The organism is Bacteroidales bacterium, from assembly GCA_016707785.1.
GTDB lineage: Bacteria > Bacteroidota > Bacteroidia > Bacteroidales > UBA4417 > UBA4417.
Genome location: JADJGZ010000005.1, coordinates 1 through 24206, shown reverse-complemented (window position 1 = coordinate 24206; position 24206 = coordinate 1). Strand labels below are relative to the sequence as shown.

The following is a 24206-nucleotide window of genomic DNA, read 5'->3' as shown; positions in this document are numbered from 1 at the left end:
ATGGAATTACAAAAATTCTACTACGACAACAAGATCGTAAGGCTCTTCGCTTATGCCACCATATTGTGGGGTGTAGTAGGGATGCTGGTCGGACTGCTTGCAGCGCTCCAGATCATGTTCCCGGCCTTGAATTTCGGCCTTGAGTTCACGACATTCGGACGTGTAAGGCCTTTGCACACAAACGCTGTGATTTTCGCATTTGTGGGCAACGGTATTTTTACCGGAGTTTATTATTCATTGCAACGTCTGTTAAAAGCCAGGATGTTCAGTGATGTTTTATCGAAAATTCATTTCTGGGGATGGCAGTTAATCATTGTACTGGCTGCCGTTACGTTACTTGCAGGTATTACAACAGGTAAGGAATATGCAGAACTTGAATGGCCTATTGATATTCTGATTGCTGCCATTTGGGTAGTATTTGGATGGAACATGATGGGGACTATCCTCAAGCGTCGTGTGAAGCATATTTATGTTGCTATCTGGTTCTACATAGCCACTTTTGTAACAGTTGCTGTGTTGCACATTGTGAATTCCATTGAAATTCCCTGGAGCTTATTTAAAAGTTATCCTATTTATGCTGGTGTTCAGGATGCATTGGTGCAATGGTGGTATGGTCATAATGCGGTTGCATTCTTCCTGACAACACCTTATTTAGGCCTGATGTATTATTTTATCCCGAAGGCAGCTAATCGTCCGGTTTATTCCTATAAACTTTCCATCATCCATTTCTGGGCTTTGATTTTCCTGTATATCTGGGCCGGCCCACATCATTTACTTTATACTTCTTTACCCGATTGGGCCCAGGCATTGGGAACCGTATTCTCAATTATGCTCATAGCACCATCTTGGGGCGGTATGATCAATGGGTTATTAACATTAAGAGGTGTATGGGATAAGGTAAGAGAAGAACCGGTACTCAAATTTTTCGTAGTAGCAGTCACAGCCTATGGTATGTCAACCTTTGAGGGACCAATGCTTTCTCTGAAAAATATTAATGCAATCAGCCATTATACTAACTGGACTATTGGCCATGTGCACATTGGGGCCTTAGGTTGGAACGGGTTCCTGACATTTGGTATGTTATACTGGTTGCTTCCAAGGATGTTTAATACCAAAATTCACTCTGTGAAGCTTGCTAATGTCCATTTCTGGGTAGGAACGCTTGGGATTTTATTCTATTCAATACCAATGTATTGGGCTGGCTGGACAGAAGCTTCCATGTGGAAACAATTCACTGAAGCCGGAGAACTGGTATATCCTAACTACCTTGAGATTGTAACTCAGATCATGCCAATGCATTATATGAGAGCATTTGGCGGAACACTTTATTTTGTGGGTATGCTGATCCTGGTTTATAACATCGTTAAAACTGTGAAGAGTGGTTCATTTGTAAAGGAAGAGGCTGCCGAAGCTTTCGGATTGCAAAAAGAAGGTGCAAGGATTGCAGGTGAAAGTATTCACCGGTTCCTTGAAAGAAAACCAATCCGTTTTATGATCCTTGCAATTATTGCGATCCTGATTGGTGGCCTTGTTGAAATCGTACCTACCTATCTCATCAAATCCAATATTCCGACAATTGCCACTGTTAAGCCTTATACCCCTCTCGAATTGCATGGCAGGGATATTTACATCAAAGAAGGATGCTATAATTGCCATTCCCAGATGATAAGGCCTTTCAGGTCAGAAACAGAGCGTTATGGTGAGTATTCAAAATCAGGGGAATTTGTATATGATCACCCATTCCAGTTTGGTTCGAAACGCACCGGGCCAGATTTAGCAAGGGAAGGTGTAAAGACAGGGAAGCTCTATAAACCTGATTCATGGCATTATAGTCATATGTTGGATCCTCAGAAAATGAACAGTCAGAGTATTATGCCTAAATACCCATGGTTAGCCAAAAAGGAGCTGAATCTCGGTTTGACTCCATCTAAAATCAGGGTAATGCAATACCTTGGCGTTCCTTATCCGGAAGGATATGATCAAAAAGCCAATGACGATCTTAAAGTTCAGGCAAAAGCGATAGCTGATGGTTTAAAGGCTTCAGGTATTGACGTAGCTCCTGAAAAGGAAATCATTGCTTTGATTGCCTACTTGCAACGTCTTGGTACCGATATCATGGATGCTCCTGCTTCCGCAATTAATCAATAAGCTCTGTAATTTATGAGAATTGTTACCAGTTTGTTCGATAGCATTGAAGGTATCTATTGGTTCCCAATGGTGGCTCTTTTCCTCTTTGTCCTGATTTTTATTCTTATGACGGTCTATACTTTGACTATGAATAAAGGCCGCGATGAAGAACTTAGCAGGATGCCACTGGACCCCAATGAACCAGATAGTCAATCACATTCTTAACACTAGAAAATCATTGAATATGAGTAATATAGAAGACAAAAATATTAATCATGGCGAGCCGGAAATTGATGAGCTCACCAAAAATCGTTTCCTGGGCGGTCATGAATATGATGGCATCAGGGAACTTGATAATAAACTCCCCGGATGGTGGGTATGGTTATTCATCATTACCATTGTGTTTTCAGCAGTATACCTGTTAGGATACAATGTAGCCGGTTGGTGGCCTTCCCAGAAGCAGGAATATAAAATTGCCATGGATGAGCTCAATACCATGAAAGAATCAGTGAAAAAGAACACTGTGGATATTGCTACAATGATGCCACTCACTGATGCCACCAGTCTTGGTGCCGGTTTGGATATCTATAAAAAGATATGCACAACTTGCCACGGACAGAATGGTGAAGGCCTGGTAGGACCAAATATGACTGATGAGTACTGGATTCATGGTGACAGTATCAATAATAAGGTTACCATCCAGGATTTATACAAAGTCGTTATCACTGGCGTTCTTGAAAAAGGGATGATCTCATATAAAGATCAATTGAGTCCTGAACAGATTCAACAGGTATTAAGCTACATGTTAAGTCTGCAAGGAACCAAACCAGCGAATCCAAAAGCACCACAAGGTAAAAAGTACGAAAAATTTGGTTGATAAAATATGACTGGATTTCAGTCGTATAGCTTAACATGGAAACATTCTTATTGAAGTGAATTGAAGGCTAAGATCTGCTAAATAATCAGACCTTAGCCTTCTTAATTAAGTACCAAAAAAATGAATAATTCAGAAGAACCTGACAGTTTCAGAGACCGGCTGTCGACCATTGGTGAACAAGGAAACAGGGTGTGGGTTTATCCTAAACGTCCTAAAGGCCCCTATTTCAATAAAAGGTTAGTGTTTTCTTACCTTTTAATGCTTTTTCTTTTTGGCGCCCCATTTATTAAAATCAAGGGCGATCCTATGCTATTGTTCAATATCATAGAGCGAAAGTTTATTTTGTTCGGCGTGATATTCTGGCCCCAGGATTTTCACCTTTTTGTGCTGACTATGATAACTTTCATAGTATTCATCGTACTATTTACAGTGATATACGGGCGATTATTCTGTGGGTGGGTATGTCCTCAAACAGTTTTTATGGAGTTTGTCTACAGGCAAATAGAATATTTGATTGAAGGCAATCATAGCCAGCAGCGTAAACTGGATGCTCAATCCTGGAATTTTGATAAAGCCTGGAAGAAAAGCCTGAAACACTTGCTCTTTTTTACCTTCTCCATACTAACCATACTTATTTTCATTGCTTACATCATCGGGATTGATCAGTTAAAGGATTTGTTGGAAAAAGGTCCCAAGGATAATGTTACTGCATTCGTAGCAATATTTGCATTTACTGTAGCGCATTATTTTGTGTTTGCCAAATTCAGGGAACAGGTATGTATCATTGTCTGTCCCTATGGCAGGCTGCAGGGGGTTCTGCTTGACCGCAATTCGATCCAGGTAAGTTATGATTATAAAAGAGGTGAGCCCAGGGGGAAGCATAATCCACTTGAAAAAAGGGAGAACTCTTCTAAAGGTGATTGCATTGAATGTGGAAGTTGTGAATTGGTGTGTCCAACAGGTATAGATATCCGCAACGGTTCCCAGCTTGAGTGCATCAATTGCACGGCATGTATGGATGCATGTGATGCGGTGATGACCAGAATTGGCAGGCCTAAAGGATTAATCAGGTATGCATCTGAAAGGACCATTGCCGAAGGGACTCCTCTTAAAGTTAATGCCAGGGTTGTGTTTTATTCAGTGGTCCTGGTAGGTCTTCTTGGTCTGATTGCTTATCTGTTTACAATCAGAACAGATGTTGAGACTACAATTCTTAGGGTTCAGGGCTCTATGTACCAGGAATATGATTCAGCTCATTATTCAAATATTTATCTCGTACAGGTAGTTAATAAAACGCGGAAGGAATTGCCTATTCGGCTGGTTCTTGAGAAACCTGAGGGAGAAATAAAGATGATGGGTGATTCACTTATCGTGCGAAAAGGAGAAGTAGGAGAGGCTAATTTTCTGGTTGTTCTTTCTAAAGAACTTCTTAAGTCCTCAGCTACTGAACTTAAATTCAAAATCATGAGTGGCGATCAGGAGATTGAAGAGATGAAATCGACCTTCGTCGGGCCTAATAAATTAGATGATACCGATGATGATGAAAATGATAAAGCCGGAGAGCGAAAAGAGTAAATTTGCTTTCTGGATTATTACTAAAATCTGAAACATAAAACTATGAAGTTTAACTGGGGTCACGGGATTTTTCTCTTTCTTACCATTTTTGTATTAAGCATGGTCTTTGTTGTGTATAAAAGCTTTCAGCAAGACAATGCACTTGTGGAAAAGGAATATTATCCCAAGGGGTTGGAATATCAAAAACAGATTGACAGGATTGGAAATGCAAACTCCTTATCTGAGAGGATAACTGTTGAACCAGTTGAAGATGTTGCAGTTGTGAAGTTCCCGAAGTCGCTCTTTGAAGGAAATGCGAAGGGCAAGTTGTTCTTTTACAGGCCATCTGATGATGCAGGTGATCTGGAAGTAGACATAAGTATGGATAGTTCACTCATTCAGAAAGTACCGATTGACAAATTGATGAAAGGGAAGTATATAGTGAAAATTTCCTGGACCATGCAATCCAAAGAGTATTACCAGGAAGAGGTGATTCATATTAAGCCGTAAATAGTTAAACTGAAATTAAAGATAAGCAAGAACCAAAATTTGAAATCAGATGTTTCTCTGGACAGCATTTCTCATTGGATTAGTTGGTAGTTTTCATTGTGCAGGGATGTGCGGACCCATTGCCCTGGCATTACCTCTCAACAGAGGCGGATGGTTTGAAAGAATATCGGGTGGATTGATTTATAATCTTGGAAGGATTTTAACCTACATGATACTTGGGGCTATTTTTGGTATTCTGGGTAAAGGTATTCACCTTGCCGGATTCCAATTATGGTCGTCAGTAGTGATAGGAATCCTGATGATTGTAATGGTAATTGTTCCCTTAATTTTTGGTAGTAAACTATCCATTGAACGATTATTTGGAGGGTATTCCAATCGGTTATTTGCACGATTCCACCGTCTTTTTCATGCAGGAACACCATTTTCACTGTTTGGAATTGGTTTACTCAATGGCATTCTTCCATGCGGCTTGGTTTATGTGGGAATTGCCGGTGCTGTTAATACCGGGGAGATTATTAATGCCATCCTTTTCATGGCACTTTTTGGGTTAGGAACGATTCCAATTATGTTTACTGTTTCCATGGCTGGTAATTTCATCAGCTTAAAAGTGCGTAATGTCATCAGTAAAGCAACACCATATATGGTCATCCTGTTAGGAACACTTTTTATTCTCAGGGGGCTTTCATTAGGAATTCCTTATATAAGCCCGAAGGCGGAAGCATTGACACCTGTTGTTGAAAAAGCACATAAATGCTGTCATAAATAAATTTATTTCCTGAGCAATACCACTTTTTTTTAAGCCTCAATTATTGTATAACATTTACCTTTGCAAAAATAAACCAACTAAATATGAAAACTCTTAACATTTTTGTTTTAGCCTTTTTGGGCATTCTAAGTTTATCCGTATTATCTTCTTGCGGAGGTGGTGGCACTTCTGACCAGAAAGCCGACACTACCCAGGTTGAAGCTACACCTGAACAGGGTGCTTCTGCAGAACAAATGGCTTTAGGAAAAGGCATTTTCGAAGCTAAGTGCATAGTTTGTCATCAGAAAGATGGCAATGGCATTGCCAATGTATTCCCAACGCTTAAAGGCTCCAATTTTCTTCTAAATAACACTAAACTTGCTGTTTCCCAGGTACTGAATGGCTCAGTTGCAGTAGTGGCTGACCGTTCCATAAAGTATCCTGCACCGATGCCTCCTCAGGTAGCCTCACTTGATTCAGCTGTTGCTGTTATCAATTATGTCCTGAATAACTTTGGGAACACAGGTGGTTATATCACTGTTGATGAAGTAAAAGACATCACCATCAATCCAAGATAGTGATTGGTTTGAAATATTATTTAGAATGGGATCTGCAAAGATCCCATTTTTTTTATTCTCATTTTGAAGCCTTTAGCCCTTCGAAAAAAGCAGCAAGAAAGAATTCTTCCCTAAGTATTTGTAATTGTTATAATTCGGAAGCGTAAGCAGAAGATCGATAATTATTGCAAGGTTAATCTGCGGAGACGCTGAAGATCGCCGGAAAAAACATTAAAGTCCACTTTTCCATTAATGCCATCAATTTTACCTCTTTCACTATGTTGCCATATTATCCAGGGGTATTTACAGGCGGAATTGAAAGTCTTTTTATCTGTGTAGTAGGAAATCCATAAAGGATATTCATCAAATTCCCCCTGCAAATAATCAGAGTAGAAAGAATGATTCGTATAGATGATGGGCTTTACTTTATAATGATCTTCCAGTAAACTAATAAAAACCGTAAGTCCTTCACATATCTGCTTTTTGCTTTTCCTGTTTGTATGCTCAATATCTACTACAGGAGGGAGGTCGCCTTTGCTAAGTTTCACATTTTTGATAAAATTCTGGGCTTGTTTTGAAGCATCTCTGGATGGATAATAAAAGTGATAAGCACCTCTTAACAGATTAGTCTTACCAACCGCTCTCCAGTTTCGTTTGAAAGTCGGATCCTGCCTGGTAATTCCTTCAGTAGCTTTCAGAAAGGCAAAGGAAATTTCTATGCCTCCCGATTTCATAGAATCCACTAATGACCAATCAATAATTCCCTGGTGGCGTGAAACGTCAATTCCATGAACCTTGTACCCGGAAGGTATCTCAATACCAAAAGTTTTATGCCGGATATGTCTGTAGGTGGAATCATTGAATCTAAATAATGAGGGTATCTGGAGTAAAGCCCAAAATATAAACCCCAAACCTCCAAGTATTACAATTAGTCGTAAAAGTATATTGACTTGCTTTCGTTTCATGCGAACAGTAAGGAGGATTAGGTGTCAATAAAAGTACATACTTTCAGGAAACGATAGGAGATAACAGATGTTTGTATTTATTCTTCAGATTGCAAGTTTGCAAAAAGGTCCTCATACAGTATTTAGGTAGTTTCAGATTTCTGAGCTTTATTATTTTACTATAATTAACTGATAATATTATATTTATATCTCTGTTTTATCAATTTTTGTAAAAATTTGTCTAAGGATCATAGGGTATTTTCATTCTGCCGTATCTTATAGTTGAAAGAAATGAAATTCACATCCCAATTTAAACATGTCATGAAAAGAAAACAGATGATTCAGTCAATTTTTATCCTGATAGCTATGGTATTCTCCTTCCAGGGATTACTTTTTGCACAACAGGATACCTATTTCTCAATCGCTGGTACGGCTAAGGATTCGAAAACAAATGAACCCATTAGTTTCGCGAGCGTTACCATTAGCGGGACTGATATTGGCACAGTTACCAATTCGGAAGGGGAATTTGTTCTCAAGGTGAGTAATGCGCTGAATGCAGTATCTTTTGAGATATCTCACCTTAGTTATATGAATAAGATTTTCAGGATAGCGGAATCCAAGAATGAAAAGGTATTTTACCTGGATCAGCATGTCTTTCAATTAAAAGAAATTTCTGTGATTCCTGATGATCCCCGAAGTCTTGTGTGGATGGCACTGAATAAAATAGATGAAAATTATAGTTCAAATCCTAATATGATGACTGGGTTTTACAGGGAAACCATCCGGCAAAGAAAGGATTATCTGTCGATCAGTGAGGCTTTGGTGGAAATCTATAAGGCTCCGTATCTAGGGATGCAAAGTGACCAGGTGAAAATTGTTAAAGGGAGAAATGGAAGCAATGTTAAGAAAGCCGACACTTTAATGGTTCAATTACAGGGAGGCCCAAATGTTGCCTTATTGCTTGACATTGTAAAAAATACTCACCTGAGCATAGCGCTTGATGACCTGGATAATTATTCATTTGAAATTACTTCATTTGTCAAGATTGATGATAAATTGAATTATGTTATCAGTTTTAAACCTGAAGTTGTCAGACCTGAGCCGCTGTACTCCGGAAAGTTATATATTGAAAAAGATAGCAAAGCAATTACGATGGCCGAATTCAGTCTGGACCTGGAAGATGAAGATAAAGCCGCCCGGCAGTTTGTACAGAAAAAACCCACAGGTTTGGTTTTCGTTCCGACAGTCACTGATTACCTTGTAACTTATAAGGAACAGAATGGGCGGTATTACCTCAACTATGTGAGAATTGATCTGAAATTCAAATGCGACTGGAAGAAGAAATGGTTTAAAAATAGTTACAGTATTATTTCTGAAGTAGCCATCACTGACAGGAAAGAAGATAAAATAGCTAGATTTGCAAACCAGGATTTGTTTAAATCCAATATGATTCTCGCTGATAAGATCGTTTCCTTTTCTGATGTAGATTTCTGGGAAGATTATAATATCATTGAACCAGAGCAATCGATTCAGTCTGCCATCAAGAAGTTTACCAAAGGAATGAAGAAATAAAATGCCTGAAGTGTCCGGTAAGGTTCATCCGGTTAAACTGAAGGCCAGAATGAGCACCTGAAAAACAGTCAGTTTTAGTGGAATTAATCTTTCCGGGCACTTCAGGTTATAATCAAGACATAAAGTTAACATTCATCTTGCAGTCCTGCCCATGAATCTTACTGATATTTATATACAGAAAAGAATTCAAGGAGGTGATATCAAGGAATTTGAAAAGCTGTTTCATAAATATTATCAACCTTTATGTTTACATGCTTTTAAGATCCTGAATGATATGGACCTTGCAGAAGATATTGTGCAGGAATTCTTTTATCAATGCTGGAAAAACAGGCAGAACCTTCATGTGACAACGTCAATAAATGCATATTTCTACGAAGCCATCAGGAAGAATTCTCTCCATTACATTGAACACCTGAATGTAAGAAAACAATATGCCGAGCAAGCCCGCAATTCAGAAACTGAGATGGAGGATGGTGGCCAACTACAGGAAATCGGGTTAATTGAACTTAATAAAATTGTGAATCTTACATTGGAGCGTTTACCTGACCGTTGTTCAAGGATTTTTAAAATGAACCGCTTCGAAGGTAAAAAATACAGAGAGATAGCTGTTTTACTATCTATTTCTGTAAAAACAGTTGAAGCAGATATGGGAAAAGCCTTGCAGTTTTTCCGGGAAACATTGCAGGAATACCGAAATATTACTTCTAAGGTCTAGAAACTATGAAACTTGACATAAATAACCCGTTACACGCTGAAATGCTGGCCAAATACCTGGGAGGAGAAATGCCATCTCCTGAGAGACAGGAATTTGAGAGCTATATTGAAGCCGATGAATCCAATAGCAAATTAGTCAGAATGCTGGAGAAGTCATGGAAGAACCTGGATCATGGTGAAGTTCATATGCATCCCGATTCGCATAAAGCCTGGAAAAATGTTTATTCAAGATTCCAGGAAGAAAACATGGTTCCGGTAACTAAGAAAGTTCTTAGAAGAAGCAATTCGCTGATTTTTGTCGGTTTGGCTGCCGGACTGCTGTTATTGATCAGTCTTGGAATTTACTTCATGAAGGAGAATTCAGTAAAAATAAATAAGGAGGAGATGCAGCAGGTGCAGACAGGAGACGAGTCCAGTACACTTGTTAAGACTTTAGGGGATGGTTCAATAATTTATATTTCAAAGAATTCGAATTTTATGTTTCCAGCCGAATTTTCAGATGAAAGCAGACTGGTTAAACTAGAAGGTGAAGCTTTTTTTGATATTCAGGCTGATCCTGATAAACCTTTTATTATTGATGCAGGGGAATCCATGATTGAAGTAATCGGTACAGCATTTACTGTAAAAACAACTCCGGGTTCCGGGATGGAAGTAGTGGTTGACAGAGGCAAGGTAAAAGTGAGTCTTAAGAAGCAACCGGATAAGTCAGAATTAGCTATTGCAGGAGAGAAGGTTATGACTTCAGGGTCAGAATTAGTGAAATCTACTGCAATTTCTCCGGGAGTTCAGGGTTGGTACAAACAAAGGATGCATTTTAAAGATGAGTCCTTAACCAATATCCTTAATGTGCTTAACAGAAATTTCAATGCTAAACTCGTCACTGCTACTCCCAATGTTGGGAATAAAAGACTAACTGTTACCTTTGACAATCATGAGTCTGTTGAGATGATGACAGAACTCATCTGCCTTTCCCTGAACCTTGACAGCCGGCTTAATGGTGAATCAATCATGTTTTCAGAAAGGAAATAGAATGTTTGAATTGTAAGACCTATATTTTTTCTATGAAACATCTATCCAGGTTCTTGTTTTTTGTAACCTGGATTCTCCTTGCTATTCCCTGTAGTGTATCAGGTCAGGAAGTGATTCTGACAAAGAAGATCTCTATCCCCCGACAGAATCTCACTTTGTACCAGGCATTGGCCCAGGTATCTGAGAAAGCGGATTGTTTTTTTATTTATAGCAGTGATATTGTTGATAATAGCAGGAAAGTCAGAATTGCTGCCAATCAGAACACCATTAAAGAAATTTTGGATGGACTGTTTGAAGGACAGGATGTTGCATATAGGGAAGTTGGGAAGCATATACTGATTTATCGTGCGGTAATTCCTGTCAGTAATCCGGAATCGCCTGTTACACCTGTCAGGAACGATTCAGTTGCTCTCATAACAATAAGGGGAGAAGTAAGGGATAAATCCAATCTTGAGCCCATTCCATATGCATCAATCGGTATTAAAGATCACAACATCGGAACCATTACCAATCAGGATGGATTTTTCCAAATGAAAGTTCCAGCCCAATATGAAGGCGGCTCATTGGTTATCTCACACCTCGGTTTCTTGAACCAGGTAATTCCCCTGGATCTATTCGGTGATCAGAGATTAAAATTTTTGTTGGACCGCAGGGTAATTTCCATCCAGGAAGTGATCATAAGATATATTGATCCGGTAACAATTCTATCGAAGGCTATTGAGAAAAGGAAAGAAAACAATAACCGTGAGCCCGTTTATCTGACCACTTTTTACCGGGAAGGTGTGCAAAAAAACGATAAGATGCTCACATATTCTGAAGCCGTATTCAAGGTGTTTAAATCCTCCTATGAACTCAATGAGACTGCTGACCAGGTGAAACTTTTGAAATCGAGGAAGCTTTCACAAACTGATCAGAAGGATACGATTTCTCTCAAGCTGAAGGCTGGGATACTGGCCGGTTTGCAGTTGGATATTGTAAAATGCCTGCCCGACTTCCTGGATCCGGAAACCTTCGAACAATATACATTCTCTTATTCTGATCTGATCTCCTACAACCATCAGGATGCCTATGCAATTGAATTTTCTATGGATTACCTAAATTCCTCTGCTTATTACAAAGGGATGATCTATGTAGATGTGAAATCATATGCTATTCTAGGCGCAGATTTCGAAGTGGATTCAAGGTACCTTGACAAGGCCGCATCAGAGTTAATTAAAAGAAAGAGCAGGAAACTTTTAGTGAAATTTGAAAAAATATCCTATTCTGTAAGTTATGTACCCTATGGAAATAACTACTTTTTAAACCATGCCCGGTGCGATTTAAGCATTAAGACCCGATTAAAAAACAAATTACAATTTGATCATTTTTCAACATTTATGGAAGTTGTTAATTGTCAAATAGATACAGTAAATGTCCATCGATTTGTCAAACAGGAACAAATCAATCCAGGAGTGATCTTTTCAGATATCCCTTTGAATTATGATGCGTTATTCTGGGGCGATTTTAACTTTATTGCTCCTGAAGAAAAACTTGAGAAGGCCATTAACCTCATGAGAGGTAAAATTGAAAAAATTGAATAGTATCGATTATTATGGATTTCCATATTTGTTTATGACTGTTAAGAATTGTTGAGATCTTCATTTCAATTCTATTTGTATTTACTTTTGTATCTCCTTTTGGCCTGATAAGCCAGAGAATTAATTATTCGGGAATTGTTAACCCATAAATACACTAAAAGAAAACAAGGATGCTCAACGATTTAGTCAACATTAACAGAAAGCATGAGGAGGCAGCAAAGGCTATTTTGGATCATATAGCTCCCGAATTAAAGACTAAATATATAGTTACGATTTCTGGAGAGGTTGCTTCAGGCAAATGTGAAATAGCCCAGATGCTAGCCCGTTTGTATAAGAAAGAAGGACTTAAAGCAAAGATTCTTCACATGGATGATTACTATCTCATTCCACCTGAGGAGCGCACTGAATGGAGGAAAAAGCAAGGGATCGATAAAATTGGATATGATGAATATGATTGGGTACGGATCAATCAGAACGTTGATGATTTCCGGGCTGATCAGCGATCCTCTATTCCAAGTGTAGATATTATTACTTTGCAGGTTGATGAAATAATTACTGATTTTAAGGGTATTGATATATTGATTATCAATGGGTTGTATTCGATTATGCTGGATAAGGCAGATATGAAGGTATTTGTTGAACTTACCTATAAGGAAACGATGAAGGAGCAAATTGCAGAAAGGAAGGAAGAGATGGATGAATTCCGGATGAAAGTGCTGGAAAGAGAACATACGGTTGTTCAATCCTTAAAACCCCTGGCTCATTTTTATGTAGATTTTGACAATTCAATGGAAGCATTTCATTTGTAAGATTTGTTGATAAACCTTTACATTGAATAATAATCAGTCATTTAAACTTCCATGAATTGTTAAATTGATAAATAATGAGTATGATTAAACAAAAGACGAATAGTTTCCCTTCCTGGGCTAAAAATCTGACTATTTATGAAGTTAACCTTCGGCAGTTTACTGAAGGTGGAACTATTCAGGAATTCAGGCTGCATTTACCCAGGCTTAAGGAGTTAGGTGCCGGAATCCTGTGGTTCATGCCTTTACAACCCGTTGGTATTAAAAACCGCAAGGGTAGTCTCGGAAGCTATTATTCAATCAGGGATTATTGTGCTATTGATGCCAGTTTTGGCACATTAGCTGATTTTCAGCAACTGGTGAAAGAGATTCACGATATGGGGATGTATGTGATCCTTGATTGGGTTGCAAATCACACTGCATGGGATAATATATGGGTAGATCCTCATTCAGAATATTACAGGAAAAATGAAATGGGAGAGGTGTATCCACCATTTCCTGATTGGGCAGATGTCATTGGGTTGGATTATTCCAATAGTGCTATGAGAGTGGCAATGATAGAGAGTATGAAGTTCTGGCTCAGGGAAACATCCATTGACGGTTTTCGATGTGATATGGCTCACCTGGTACCCACTGATTTTTGGGAGCAGGCAAGGCCTGAATTGGAACTTGTCCGACCCGGATTGTATATGTTGGCTGAAACAGATCATTATGACCTGCTAAACCATGCTTTTCACTCCAGCTATGATTGGAAAGTTTTCCATGCAATGAATGAAGTTGCCCAGCAGAAAATTCCTGTAACTGATCTTGCTGCTACCATTGAAGATCAACTTCAATGGTATCCCGGAACAGCTTCCTTGATGCGTTTTATTACAAATCATGATGAAAATTCCTGGCAAGGTTCTGAATTGGAGCGATTGGCTTATTTCCTGGAACCTATGACAATCCTGTATTTCACTCTGCCCGGAATTCCTCTTATTTATTCGGGTCAGGAATCCGCCAACTACAGGAGGCTTTCTTTTTTTGATAAAGACCAGATCGACTGGAGGGAAGACAAAATGTTTCCTTTAATACATAAGCTCACCTCTCTTCGATTGAGTAATGAAGCCTTATGGTCAGCGGGAGAAGATTTTGGATATAAGTCTTTATCCACATCAGAACCATCCTCCATACTGGCTTATGAACGTACGAGTAAGAATCATTCTGTCCTGGTATTGCTGAATCTCAGCCATCATCAAAGCCGGTTCACCGTTACAGAAGATTTATCTTCAGACCGGTATAAGGATATATTTAATGGTGACTTGGAGATACTGATAGGGAAAAACCCCTGTTTTGATCTGCCTGCATTTGGCTATACAGTTCTGGTAAAATGAATCATGATTTTTAATGCTGCTTGTTGCATGAAATCAGTTAAATCCTAAATTTGCAGCGTAATAAAAGCGGAAGTAGCTCAGTTGGTAGCCCCGCACATGCGGGATCCCAATCTGAGGGAAAAAAAATAATAAAAGCGGAAGTAGCTCAGTTGGTAGAGCATCAGCTTCCCAAGCTGAGGGTCGCGAGTTCGAGTCTCGTTTTCCGCTCCATGGCAAGGTTTTCCTTGCCTTTTTTATTTTAAAATGGTCCATGAAGTAGCTCAGTTGGTAGAGCTGAGGAGGGTCGCGAGTTCGAGTCTCGTTTTCCGCTCCAGGCAAGGGTTTCCTTGCCTTTTTATTATAATGGTCCTGAAGTAGCTCAGTTGGCAGAGCTGGGTCGCGGTTCAGTCTCGTTTTCCGCTCCAGGCAAGGTTTTGCTTGCCTTTTTTATTTTAAAATGGTCCATGAAGTAGCTCAGTTGGTAGAGCTAGCTGAGGGTCGCGAGTTCGAGTCTCGTTTTCCGCTCCATGGCAAGGTTTTCCTTGCCTTTTTTATTTTATAATGGTCCATGAAGTAGCTCAGTTGGTAGCCCCGCAGCTGCGGGATCGCAAGCTGAGGGTCGCGAGTTCGAGTCTCGTTTTCCGCTCCAGGGCAAGGTTTTCCTTGCCTTTTTTATTTTATAATGGTCCATGAAGTAGCTCAGTTGGTAGAGCTGAGGGTCGCGAGTTCGAGTCTCGTTTTCCGCTCCATGGCAAGGTTTTCCTTGCCTTTTTTATTTTATAATAGTCTGGGAAGTAGCTCAGTTGTTAGAGCTGAGGGTCGCGAGTTCGAGTCTCGTTTTCCGCTCATTCTGCATGACTCAAAAAGAACTGATTAGAGTATTCATCTTGAATCCCCAGTCTTTAGGCTGGGGATGTGAAACTTAACAAAATCAGGGCCTTTAGGCCTGACTTATTGTATTGAGAGTGCACGAAAAAAATAATGGTACCCATCTGTTAGGTATTATTCCCATGAATAATATCCATAAATTCCTATTGAACCCCAGCTTGTATCCCAGGGTTTAACACTGATTAAATAGTTCATGAAACAAGCTCAGAACCTAAGGCAACCTAATTAATTCTTCAGTAATTTATAGGTTCCCAGGAGCTGAGATGTGCTTGAATATATCCGGATAAAATAGAGTCCATTCTGAAGATAGGAGCAATCAATCGGACCGTCGGTGAATTCAGATTCAAGCATATTTCTGCCGGTGGCATCTGATACGGTTAGATAATCCCAGTGCTGAGAATTACTTCTGAAGTAAAAGAAATGATCCGTTGGATTCGGAAACAATTGAGCTTTAAATGCATTAGGTTCTTCCAGACCTACCCATGCATCACTTGCGATAGTCAGGTCATCGAATCGCAGACGCGGGCGGGTTCCTCCACTACCGGCTGATGATTCGAAATAAATCCACCGCAGTTGAACTAAAGGTTTATTATTACAGTCGGCAGGTAAGGTAACCGGTCCAATAATCGCTGAATCACCGGTGTTAATGCTTGCTACAAATTCAACAGGGCCGGGTACATCCTGGAAATTCCCTGAAGAACCCAGCCTGTATTGCAAACGCAGGTTCCATATCCTGGGAGTGGCCGGAGTTCCATTGCCATCACCGGGAACCAATGTTTCACTCTTCCACTGAACCTTGATGTTTGCCCTGTTTGTGGCATTCAAAGCCAGAAGGATTGAACCCATAAATCTTTTCTCAGCAGTACCGGAGTTGCAGTCATTGTATTGAGAAGAGCTTGTTGTGAGAATGCCTATCCCTTTGCTCATATAGCCGTTAATCCTGGGCCTTTTCGACATGTTATAAGGACAGGAATAATCGGAGGCACTATCATTATAGAATGGGCCTAAGCGATTAGATGGTACATACTGGAATACCATATTAGCAGGGTAGGTTCCGGTCACTGCGAGGGAATCCCATTGTTTAAACTGGTAATTACCTGAGGATAATGAATAAGGGGTCGGATTTGTTTGTGCGATAAGACTACTTGCAGCAAGAAAAAATATTGAATTGATTAAAAAAGTTCTCATTAGTTCGATTGGATTTTTCTTGATTTTGAATGATTAAATCGATGCTTTTCTGATGTCCAAACTTACAAAATATTATGGAAATGAATGTTGATTGTGCTTGCCTGAATTATTAGCAAAAATATGTTAGATAATCCAATATATTAACTTGTCAACACTTGATCTTGTTTTTGAGTTTAAGTATATTTACCCTATTATTTAAACCTAAAAAAATAAAGCCATGTTCTTACTTGTTTTAGGCCTTATGGTCATTATTGCCGGTGTTGTAATATCCAGAACACAATCGCCACTGGCAAGGTATGGTAACTATTTCCGGATTGGAGGGGTCTTAATTATTCTAATTGGACTGAGCATGGCTTCAGTAAAGCAAATTGAACCCGGACAGGTTGGTGTACAGAAACTATTTGGGAAAGTGAATGACCGTATTTTAGAAAGTGGTCTTAATGTAATAAACCCATTGGTGGAAGTAGTCACCTTTGATATCCGGACACAGAATTATACCATGTCAGGTGTGCATGATGAAGGTGAAAAATCCGGTGATGATGCTATCAGGGTTTTATCGGCAGATGGACTTGAAGTCGTACTGGATCTTACCGTATTATTTAAAGTACTGCCAACCGAAGCTCCGAGAATTTTAAAGCAACTGGGAACAGATTACAAAAACCTGGTTGTTCGTCCGATCTGCCGGACAAAAATTCGGGACAATGCGGTATATTATGATGCTGTTGCCCTCTATTCATCAAAAAGGGATGAATTCCAGTCAAAGATTTTCAGTTCAATAGAGAAAGATTTTAAAGAAAGAGGATTGGTACTCGAACAGTTACTGGTCAGGAATATAACATTGCCAGCATCTGTAAAAACTACAATTGAATCAAAAATCAATGCAGAACAAGAGGCTCAGAAAATGACATTTGTCCTTCAAAAGGAGAAACAGGAAGCAGAAAGGAAAAGAGTGGAGGCACAAGGGATTGCCGATTATCAGAAAATCTTAAGTACTGGATTGAGTGATAAACAATTACAATATGAAATGATAAAAGCAATTTCAACTTCACCCAATGCAAAGTTGATTATTATGGATTCAAAGAAGAGTGCTCCCTTTATAATAGATACAAAGTGACAAACTCAAATTGAGACCTTTTAAGTTACCTGGTATAAACAAATTTCTTTGTATCCTTTGAAGTAGGTGTCTGGAGTATAAGCACATACACGCCGGAAGACATTTCCCTGGAACTCCAATGCATGACATGATTGCCAGGCACAGCAAAGGTGTTATCTACCTGATATAATGGTTTCCCATAAATATCTGTGATAGACATTTTGAGTTGAGTCGGTTTAGATACAGAATACCTTATTACCGTATTATTGGAAGAATAATCCTCAGTAACTGATGTTATTAAAGCCGGGTAAGCTTTATTGTTTTCTTTGATAGCAGATGGGCCGACAGCAGGGCTTCCTGCATTGACCCATGCAGTATAAATCAATTCTGTGAGTGCATGAGAGGCTTCTTTCATCAGCTGAATGGTGAAATTCCCGGTTTTATCCCAAAGTGCATTTTTATAAGCCGATGAACTTGTACTGCCGGTTAAATCTTTGGCATAATTGTCTGCAAGCAGAATAGAATCAATGTATTGGTAATTATGGTATAGATAATTGAATATATAACCATTTACGTTTTCTATATGCGAGATTGAATCACCGGAATAAATGATTTGGTCATCGAATGCGTTTACCATGGATGATTCATACCTTGAATGAATTCCATTATTGCCAGTATATTGGCCATCGTAGTTTTTAGTAATATGCATAGGCATATGTCCATCACCAACATAATGGCCAAGATCAGCAGCAAGAATTTTAGCCTGGTCAAAATTCCCGGATTCAAATGCGGATTGCAAGGAATTAAAAGTTGATTCTGTAGCCCAGGGCAGGATTCCATTATCATACACAAACGCACTCCCATACATTGAGATTACTGAATCAAAAGTCTGTGGTATCCGATGCAAAAGAATAAATGAATAATAACTGTCCATATCAATATAATGCTTTGGAGCTTCATCAGGGTCTTCATCTTTTCTCCAATCTGCATCAGATGCATGATCGGCAAGAAACTCAGTCCATTCATGGAATTCATGCATTTGCTGATTGAATGAAAGAGAAGCATTCGTGCTTATAATCCGGTGTCCCGAAGAGCCCCAGCTACCTGTGAGGACTGCCAGGCCAAGAAAAAGAGCGGTATAAAGTATCGATTTGTACAAAGTGGGGCTTTTTTATGAGACTCCAAAAATACTTTAAATATGGCTATGAAAATCAAAAAGCTAAAACTCAGGCTCACATTCAGAAACTAACCATTAGGTTCATTCTAAACATGTAAATTAGCGCTGCAAATATTCGTTCCCAAAATGTCGGAATCCCAGTTAGAGTTTGATGTGATTATAATTGGTGCAGGCCCTGCAGGTTTGTTTGCTGCATCACATATCACTACTGGGAAAGTCCTTATCCTTGAGAAGAAAAAATTGCCCGGGAGGAAATTGATGATTGCGGGTTCTGGCAGATGTAACCTGACTCATACCGGACATATTAGTGAATTTCTTGGACATTATGGAGATCATTCCAAATTCCTCCGGCAGGCATTGTATGCATTTACCAATCTTTCTCTGATTGATTTCTTTGAGAGCCGCAGTTTGAGCACAATTACCGATAAAAATGGGAAGGTTTTCCCTTCCACGGAGCGATCAGCAGATGTGTTGGAAGTCCTTTTGAAAGAATGCAGAAAAAGAAAAGTTACTATTCAATTGGATGAAGCTGTGACAGCAATAAGAAAGAAGGCTGAATACTTTGAAGTTGAAACTGCCCAACAAAGTTATTTATGCCGTTATCTGCTCATTTCCACCGGGGGCTTATCGTACCCGGGAACCGGATGTACCGGTGATGGTTATGATTTTGCCCGCAAATTAGGCCATAGTATTGTCACCCCTAAGCCTGCTCTTTCACCGGTAATCATAAAGTCTTACAAATTTGCTGAAATGGCAGGAGTCTCCCTTTCTAGCCGGCCGGTGTCCATTTACAGGGGAGGTAAGAAGATCAGGGAACGAAATGGTGATATCGGATTCACGCATAAGGGATTAACAGGACCAGGTATACTTGATTTTTCCAGGTTTATGATGAATGATGATGTTTTAAAAATCAATCTTATCAATATTCAGGAACAAGTATTGCGTGATTCAATTATAAAAAGTGCTGAAACAGCAGGGAAAACTCTGATACAAACATTTCTTAAACAATTTGATATTCCCAGGAGTTTGGTTAAGCTAGTTTTATTGGATCAATCAATAGATGTGGATACTCAGCTCTCAGAATTGAGAAAGGAGCAAAGGAACAAACTTGTTTCAGCATTGTGTGAGTATCCATTTGAGATTGAACGGATTGGAGGATTTAAAATGGCAATGGTTACAAGCGGGGGTGTGAACATCGATGAAATAGCCAGTCAGAGCATGGAATCGAAAGTTTGTGCCAACCTGTTTTTTGCAGGTGAAGTATTGGATATTGATGGGGACACAGGGGGATATAATCTTCAGGCCTCATTTTCAACGGCATTTACAGCGGCTGAAACCATTAGCAGGAATATGAAAAAAACCGGAGTTCCCCCCGGTTTTCGTAATTAAGTTTCTCTTCACTCTTTATTTTAACATTTTTACACCAAATTTTGCAAGCTGTTCTTTTGCATTGTTTTCATCCACCAATGAAACAAATTTCCCTTTCTTGAAGATGTAATACCTGTATACAGGATAAATGGGATTTATAGTACCTTCTGCCGGATCATAGTGGATGCAATTGCTGCAGTATCTGTAGAGACTATATCCATTTCTTGAAGAAATGAGTTGCATGAATGCCCAACCCGCGGTATCATTGTTCTTGCAAATAATCGGCATCTTTTCAAACACAACTCCATTTTGCGAGTAGGCATCAATCATCTGCGTAGGCATTTTGAGTAACCTTTTTCCACCCAGGTAGGCTTTAGTACTTCCTTTACCAACCCGAAGCATATCACAATAAAAAGTCTCATTTCCAACAATGATGTAGCTGTTACCGGACTTTTCGGATGCAGATACCCATAACGTTGATGAAATTATAAAGCTGAGAATTATCAACACTTTCATCGCTTTCTCCTTTCTTATTATGTGTTTATGTCTGTATCAATTATGAAATAACGTTTATCCCAAAAAAGGGTAATACAGTTGCAGCATTGTTTGCATCTACTCTAAGATGGAAATTCCCATCCTTGTAAACGAAATAGATGGTTTCAGGCTGTGCTTTCCGGAAGATTCCACTGGAAAAGTCACAGTATTCGTGGTAACAGGAGTACTTGAAAAGTCTGAGACCATCTTTTGCTGTAACATATTCCATCATTGCCATACATTCTACTTTTTTGTCCTGCATGATCACAGGTAGCAACTCATACATTTTTCCTTTTGTGACCAGGGTTTCAACATGCTTGTTTTTTACTTTGGTTATTTTTCCTTCTGAATTCAGAATACTGGTATTAAAAAGTCCTGATCTCACTTTGTATCCGAAATATACCTTTCCGTTTGCTTTGATATAGCTGAGATTCTCCTTTTCACCGGCATTGACACCTGCTGTAATTACACAGACGAGGATCAGTAATATGATTCTTTTCATTTTGCGTTCCTCCTATTGGTTAAAATTAAGTTAGAATTAATGTGATATAAATGTAGTTAACATGTTGATATTTAATCAAATATAATCTATGATAGCCATAAAAAATCCGGTATCTGTGTACCGGATTAGAAATGCCTTTTCACCGTTAAGAATGAGAAAGTCAGCGAAGAATTGTCAGAAGGAGAGGAGAAAGGTATTAGCTATATTCGTCAAGCCATTTTTCTTTTTTCAATGAGATCGAAGAAGTTTTTCTGATAGGTATCGCTGATAGGGATATGTTCATTAGCGATTTTTATATGTTTTCGTTCGACGAATTCGATTTTATCTATGGCCACAAAATAGGATTTATGTACCCTGCAAAATTTGGGTTCATGCAGAATTTCTTCTATTCTCTTTGCATTCATTAGCGTCATGATTCGCCTGTTTTTGGTAACAATCCGCCAGTAATCGCCCATTCCTTCCACGTAAAGTACATCCGCTGTTTCTACTTTCTCAATGCGGGTTTCAGTTTTCACAAAGAAGTATGAACTATCTTTATTTTCCGGAGCAATATGAACTTCGTTTTTTTCCTGAACAGATTCAGAATTTTCTTTTTGCATCCTTTCACTTACTTTATTTACACCTTTCAAAAATCGCTCGAAAGAGATCGGTTTCAGCATGTAATCCACTACATCCAGGTCAAAGCCTTGAAGGGCAAAATTGTCGTAGGCAGTAGTGAAGATCACATAAGGTTTCTGATTTAATGACTTAAGCAGCTGAATACCTGTAAGTTCTTCCATCTGAATGTCAAGAAACATCAGATCGATGGTATTATTTCTAAGGTATTCGAGGGTGTCGATGGCATTACTGAATGTATGCTGGAGGTTCAGAAAGGGTACTTTAGCACAGTACGCCTTGATTATATCGAGAGCAAGTGGTTCGTCGTCGATAGCTATACAATTGATTTTCAAGGTGCTCATATGTTTTCGACGTTAGATGGTTAGTATGTATTCTGATATATTTTTTCAATGGAATCCTTATTTTTAGTCATGCCTTAATTTTCGTTTAAGCATGCAGATCAAGTGAAATCCTGAAGATTTCATGTCCATCTTCAATCTTCAGTTCATGTTTGCCTTTATATAAGAGTTCTAATCTTCGCATGATATTTTGAAGTCCGATTCCACCAATTTCATCCCCTTTTGTTAATGCGTTCTTCTTCTTATAATTTGTAACCTCAAAGTGAAACTGAGCGGTGCCTGCAGAAAGAAAAATGGTAATTCCAGGACTATGGTTTTTCCCACCGTGTTTAAATGCATTTTCTACAAAGGGGATGAGTAGCATTGGAGCAATGGTGCGGTTTTCAATATCACCCTCTATCCTGAAATCAACATAATCGGGCTGATTGATCCTGAGTTCCTGTAATTCTATGAAGCTTTTAAGGTAATCAACCTCTTTCTCCAGCGGCACCTGGTCACTGTTGGAATCATAGAGCATATATCTCATGATTCTTGATAATTTCATAATAGCAGCAGGCGCTTCTTCCGATTTTTTGTAAACCAAAGAGTATATGTTATTCAGGGTGTTGAAAAGAAAATGTGGATTAACCTGTGACCGTAGTAATGCCAGTTCACTACTTTGTCGTTGATTAATTAATTCATCTTTAAGCTTCTGAGAATCAAACCAGTCAATCATAAAACGAATAAGTACGGCATATATTCCAGTAATGATGACTAACCGGAATTCATTCCAAATCCAGGCTGATTGTATAACAAGTTCTTTTTCAGGTAGTTTGACAATGAATTTCCAAAAAGCAAAATTCAATGGCAGCCTTATGCAGAGTACAACACCAATAAGCACAATCACAGCCAGGATTCCCAATGGCTTAAATTTAAGTTTGATCAGGTAAGGGAAACTGTAGTAAATACTGTAAAAGGAAAAGGCATTTAATAATGTATTAATGAAAACATCCTGGAAATACTGGAAGTTTTCCATAAGGGCTGCATCCAGTTTATTGATATAAAAAGGGAAAAGTCCCTGGTTAATAATATAAATCCAGTAGACAATGTGAATCAGTATTTTGTATTTTTTTTTCATAGTTCAGTAGCGGCTTTTGTCTTCTGCCCTGGCAAGAGGCCTTAGATTGTAGAACTTTTGAGTAAGATTATCAGGGTAAAGTATTTAAAGTTTGATGAGTAGATGACTTTTATCCGGCACGTTCATAGGCTGATTTTATCCACGCAATTACTTCCAGGTCAATATCCTCCAGGTCTGTCAAATTGATTTTATGTGAACACATGGCATTAGGTTTCTCAGCTTCCAATTTCCCTTTTGGAGTTTGGCCTTTCAAATTAATACCAACTTCAAAGCGTGACTTTGTTGCAGGGTTTAGGACTGCAAATTGCTTGTTTCTTCTCAAACTTACATAGGTGTTCTTCGGTGCAATTTCAATGTCATTACCAAACTTAGAAATCTCATTCATTAGTTTTTCATAAAATGGTTTTAATTGTTCTTTTCCTTGATATTGTTTGATTATCAAGTCTTCTTGATTGTCAGCAGAACCAGCATCCGTGCCTTTTGATTTGTGGGCAATAAGATTGGCAAAACCATGTGTCAGATTGTATTTCTCTTTTAAAAACTTAATTATTTCTCCATGTTTTGTAATGCTTTCATTATTAACAATTTCAGTCCATTGCACTAGTGTCTTTCCTGTATTCTTGTGCAGGTTGTCAATCATTGTCTGAGTTGCTTTATCTATATCCATTGACAAATTATGTTTTTAAGTTAATTTTTTAATTTCGACAGGATAGTTTATTATTATCCTCAATAAGCATGAAATATATACAAAATAACTCAATTTAACACACTCTTTAAAGCGAGAATCGATGAACCTTTCTGATATATCGTTAAATGTAATTATTAACACGGTAACCTATATTATTTGATTTATTTATTTTAGGATCCATTAAAAGAAAAGCCTCTGCACATTTGCAAAGGCTTCTTCTAAAATGGTAAGCAAAAAACTACCAGATATCAGCTCTTTTATCAACCGGGATGAAACGTTTATCCTCTGTTTGCACGGCAAATGCTTCATAGAATGCCTGAACGTTATATAC

At 38.7% G+C, this 24206-nt stretch carries 23 protein-coding genes and 2 tRNA genes; 17 read left to right on the top strand and 8 right to left on the bottom strand.

The window, feature by feature from the left end:
- The 7 genes from ccoN (at position 1) to IPH84_04250 (ending at position 6391) form a co-directional block, all read left to right on the top strand.
- Positions 1-2148, top strand: a complete 2148-nt coding sequence (gene ccoN, locus IPH84_04280) for a cytochrome-c oxidase, cbb3-type subunit I (protein MBK7172447.1) — start codon at positions 1-3, stop codon at positions 2146-2148.
- 12 nt (positions 2149-2160) lie between these two features.
- Entirely contained in the window at positions 2161-2352 is a 192-nt protein-coding gene (locus tag IPH84_04275) for a hypothetical protein (GenBank protein ID MBK7172446.1), read from the top strand.
- Between the two features lie 19 nt (positions 2353-2371).
- Positions 2372-3004: a c-type cytochrome gene (locus tag IPH84_04270; protein ID MBK7172445.1), complete on the top strand. Its 633-nt coding sequence runs from the start codon at positions 2372-2374 to the stop codon at positions 3002-3004.
- Between the two features lie 120 nt (positions 3005-3124).
- Entirely contained in the window at positions 3125-4579 is a 1455-nt protein-coding gene (gene ccoG / locus IPH84_04265; protein ID MBK7172444.1) for a cytochrome c oxidase accessory protein CcoG, read from the top strand.
- A gap of 42 nt (positions 4580-4621) precedes the next feature.
- Positions 4622-5068: a FixH family protein gene (locus tag IPH84_04260; protein ID MBK7172443.1), complete on the top strand. Its 447-nt coding sequence runs from the start codon at positions 4622-4624 to the stop codon at positions 5066-5068.
- A 49-nt stretch (positions 5069-5117) separates the two neighbouring features.
- Positions 5118-5834 (top strand): sulfite exporter TauE/SafE family protein, encoded by a 717-nt coding sequence (locus IPH84_04255; GenBank protein MBK7172442.1) that lies wholly within the window; start codon positions 5118-5120, stop codon positions 5832-5834.
- Positions 5835-5917: 83 nt separating this feature from the next.
- A complete protein-coding gene (locus IPH84_04250) occupies positions 5918-6391 on the top strand; it encodes a cytochrome c (protein ID MBK7172441.1) in 474 nt (157 codons plus the stop codon).
- Between the two features lie 161 nt (positions 6392-6552).
- Here IPH84_04250 and IPH84_04245 read toward each other — a convergent pair whose 3' ends face one another.
- A complete protein-coding gene (locus tag IPH84_04245; GenBank protein MBK7172440.1) occupies positions 6553-7335 on the bottom strand; it encodes a glycoside hydrolase family 25 protein in 783 nt (260 codons plus the stop codon).
- A gap of 300 nt (positions 7336-7635) precedes the next feature.
- On the opposite strand from IPH84_04245, the gene IPH84_04240 reads away from it, so the two are divergent.
- The 8 genes from IPH84_04240 to IPH84_04205 all read left to right on the top strand — a co-directional run bounded on the left by IPH84_04240 (position 7636) and on the right by IPH84_04205 (position 15210).
- Positions 7636-8886, top strand: coding sequence for a carboxypeptidase-like regulatory domain-containing protein (locus IPH84_04240; GenBank protein MBK7172439.1), 1251 nt, complete (start codon positions 7636-7638; stop codon positions 8884-8886).
- 151 nt (positions 8887-9037) lie between these two features.
- Entirely contained in the window at positions 9038-9601 is a 564-nt protein-coding gene (locus IPH84_04235; GenBank protein ID MBK7172438.1) for an RNA polymerase sigma-70 factor, read from the top strand.
- 5 nt (positions 9602-9606) lie between these two features.
- Positions 9607-10629, top strand: coding sequence for a FecR domain-containing protein (locus IPH84_04230; GenBank protein MBK7172437.1), 1023 nt, complete (start codon positions 9607-9609; stop codon positions 10627-10629).
- A 32-nt stretch (positions 10630-10661) separates the two neighbouring features.
- The gene (locus IPH84_04225; GenBank protein ID MBK7172436.1) at positions 10662-12209 is read left to right on the top strand and encodes a carboxypeptidase-like regulatory domain-containing protein; all 1548 of its coding nucleotides are present in this window, start codon (positions 10662-10664) and stop codon (positions 12207-12209) included.
- 167 nt (positions 12210-12376) lie between these two features.
- Positions 12377-13015, top strand: a complete 639-nt coding sequence (locus tag IPH84_04220; protein MBK7172435.1) for a uridine kinase — start codon at positions 12377-12379, stop codon at positions 13013-13015.
- An 80-nt stretch (positions 13016-13095) separates the two neighbouring features.
- Positions 13096-14385: an alpha-glucosidase C-terminal domain-containing protein gene (locus IPH84_04215; protein MBK7172434.1), complete on the top strand. Its 1290-nt coding sequence runs from the start codon at positions 13096-13098 to the stop codon at positions 14383-14385.
- Positions 14386-14519: 134 nt separating this feature from the next.
- Positions 14520-14595 (top strand) — tRNA-Gly (locus tag IPH84_04210).
- Between the two features lie 559 nt (positions 14596-15154).
- Positions 15155-15210 (top strand) — tRNA-OTHER (locus tag IPH84_04205).
- Positions 15211-15477: 267 nt separating this feature from the next.
- Here the strand turns inward: IPH84_04205 and IPH84_04200 are convergent.
- Entirely contained in the window at positions 15478-16440 is a 963-nt protein-coding gene (locus IPH84_04200) for a T9SS type A sorting domain-containing protein (protein ID MBK7172433.1), read from the bottom strand.
- A gap of 217 nt (positions 16441-16657) precedes the next feature.
- Here IPH84_04200 and IPH84_04195 point away from each other — a divergent pair, with 217 nt between their 5' ends.
- Positions 16658-17554, top strand: a complete 897-nt coding sequence (locus IPH84_04195) for a prohibitin family protein (protein ID MBK7172432.1) — start codon at positions 16658-16660, stop codon at positions 17552-17554.
- A 25-nt stretch (positions 17555-17579) separates the two neighbouring features.
- Here IPH84_04195 and IPH84_04190 read toward each other — a convergent pair whose 3' ends face one another.
- On the bottom strand, positions 17580-18692 hold the full coding sequence (locus tag IPH84_04190; protein ID MBK7172431.1) for a T9SS type A sorting domain-containing protein: 1113 nt from the start codon (positions 18690-18692) through the stop codon (positions 17580-17582).
- Positions 18693-18836: 144 nt separating this feature from the next.
- On the opposite strand from IPH84_04190, the gene IPH84_04185 reads away from it, so the two are divergent.
- Positions 18837-20099, top strand: a complete 1263-nt coding sequence (locus IPH84_04185) for an NAD(P)/FAD-dependent oxidoreductase (GenBank protein MBK7172430.1) — start codon at positions 18837-18839, stop codon at positions 20097-20099.
- Between the two features lie 15 nt (positions 20100-20114).
- Here the strand turns inward: IPH84_04185 and IPH84_04180 are convergent, their stop codons facing one another.
- From IPH84_04180 to IPH84_04160, 5 genes are all read right to left on the bottom strand, one after another.
- Complete coding sequence (locus IPH84_04180) at positions 20115-20594, bottom strand: hypothetical protein (GenBank protein ID MBK7172429.1); 480 nt, start codon at positions 20592-20594, stop codon at positions 20115-20117.
- A 40-nt stretch (positions 20595-20634) separates the two neighbouring features.
- Positions 20635-21114 carry a hypothetical protein gene (locus tag IPH84_04175; protein ID MBK7172428.1) on the bottom strand — a complete coding sequence of 160 codons (480 nt, stop codon included), beginning with the start codon at positions 21112-21114 and terminating at the stop codon, positions 20635-20637.
- Between the two features lie 209 nt (positions 21115-21323).
- Positions 21324-22073, bottom strand: a complete 750-nt coding sequence (locus IPH84_04170; GenBank protein ID MBK7172427.1) for a response regulator transcription factor — start codon at positions 22071-22073, stop codon at positions 21324-21326.
- Positions 22074-22158: 85 nt separating this feature from the next.
- Positions 22159-23187, bottom strand: coding sequence for a sensor histidine kinase (locus IPH84_04165; protein ID MBK7172426.1), 1029 nt, complete (start codon positions 23185-23187; stop codon positions 22159-22161).
- 109 nt (positions 23188-23296) lie between these two features.
- Positions 23297-23848, bottom strand: coding sequence for a DUF4287 domain-containing protein (locus tag IPH84_04160; GenBank protein MBK7172425.1), 552 nt, complete (start codon positions 23846-23848; stop codon positions 23297-23299).
- Positions 23849-24206: the final 358 nt, after the last annotated feature.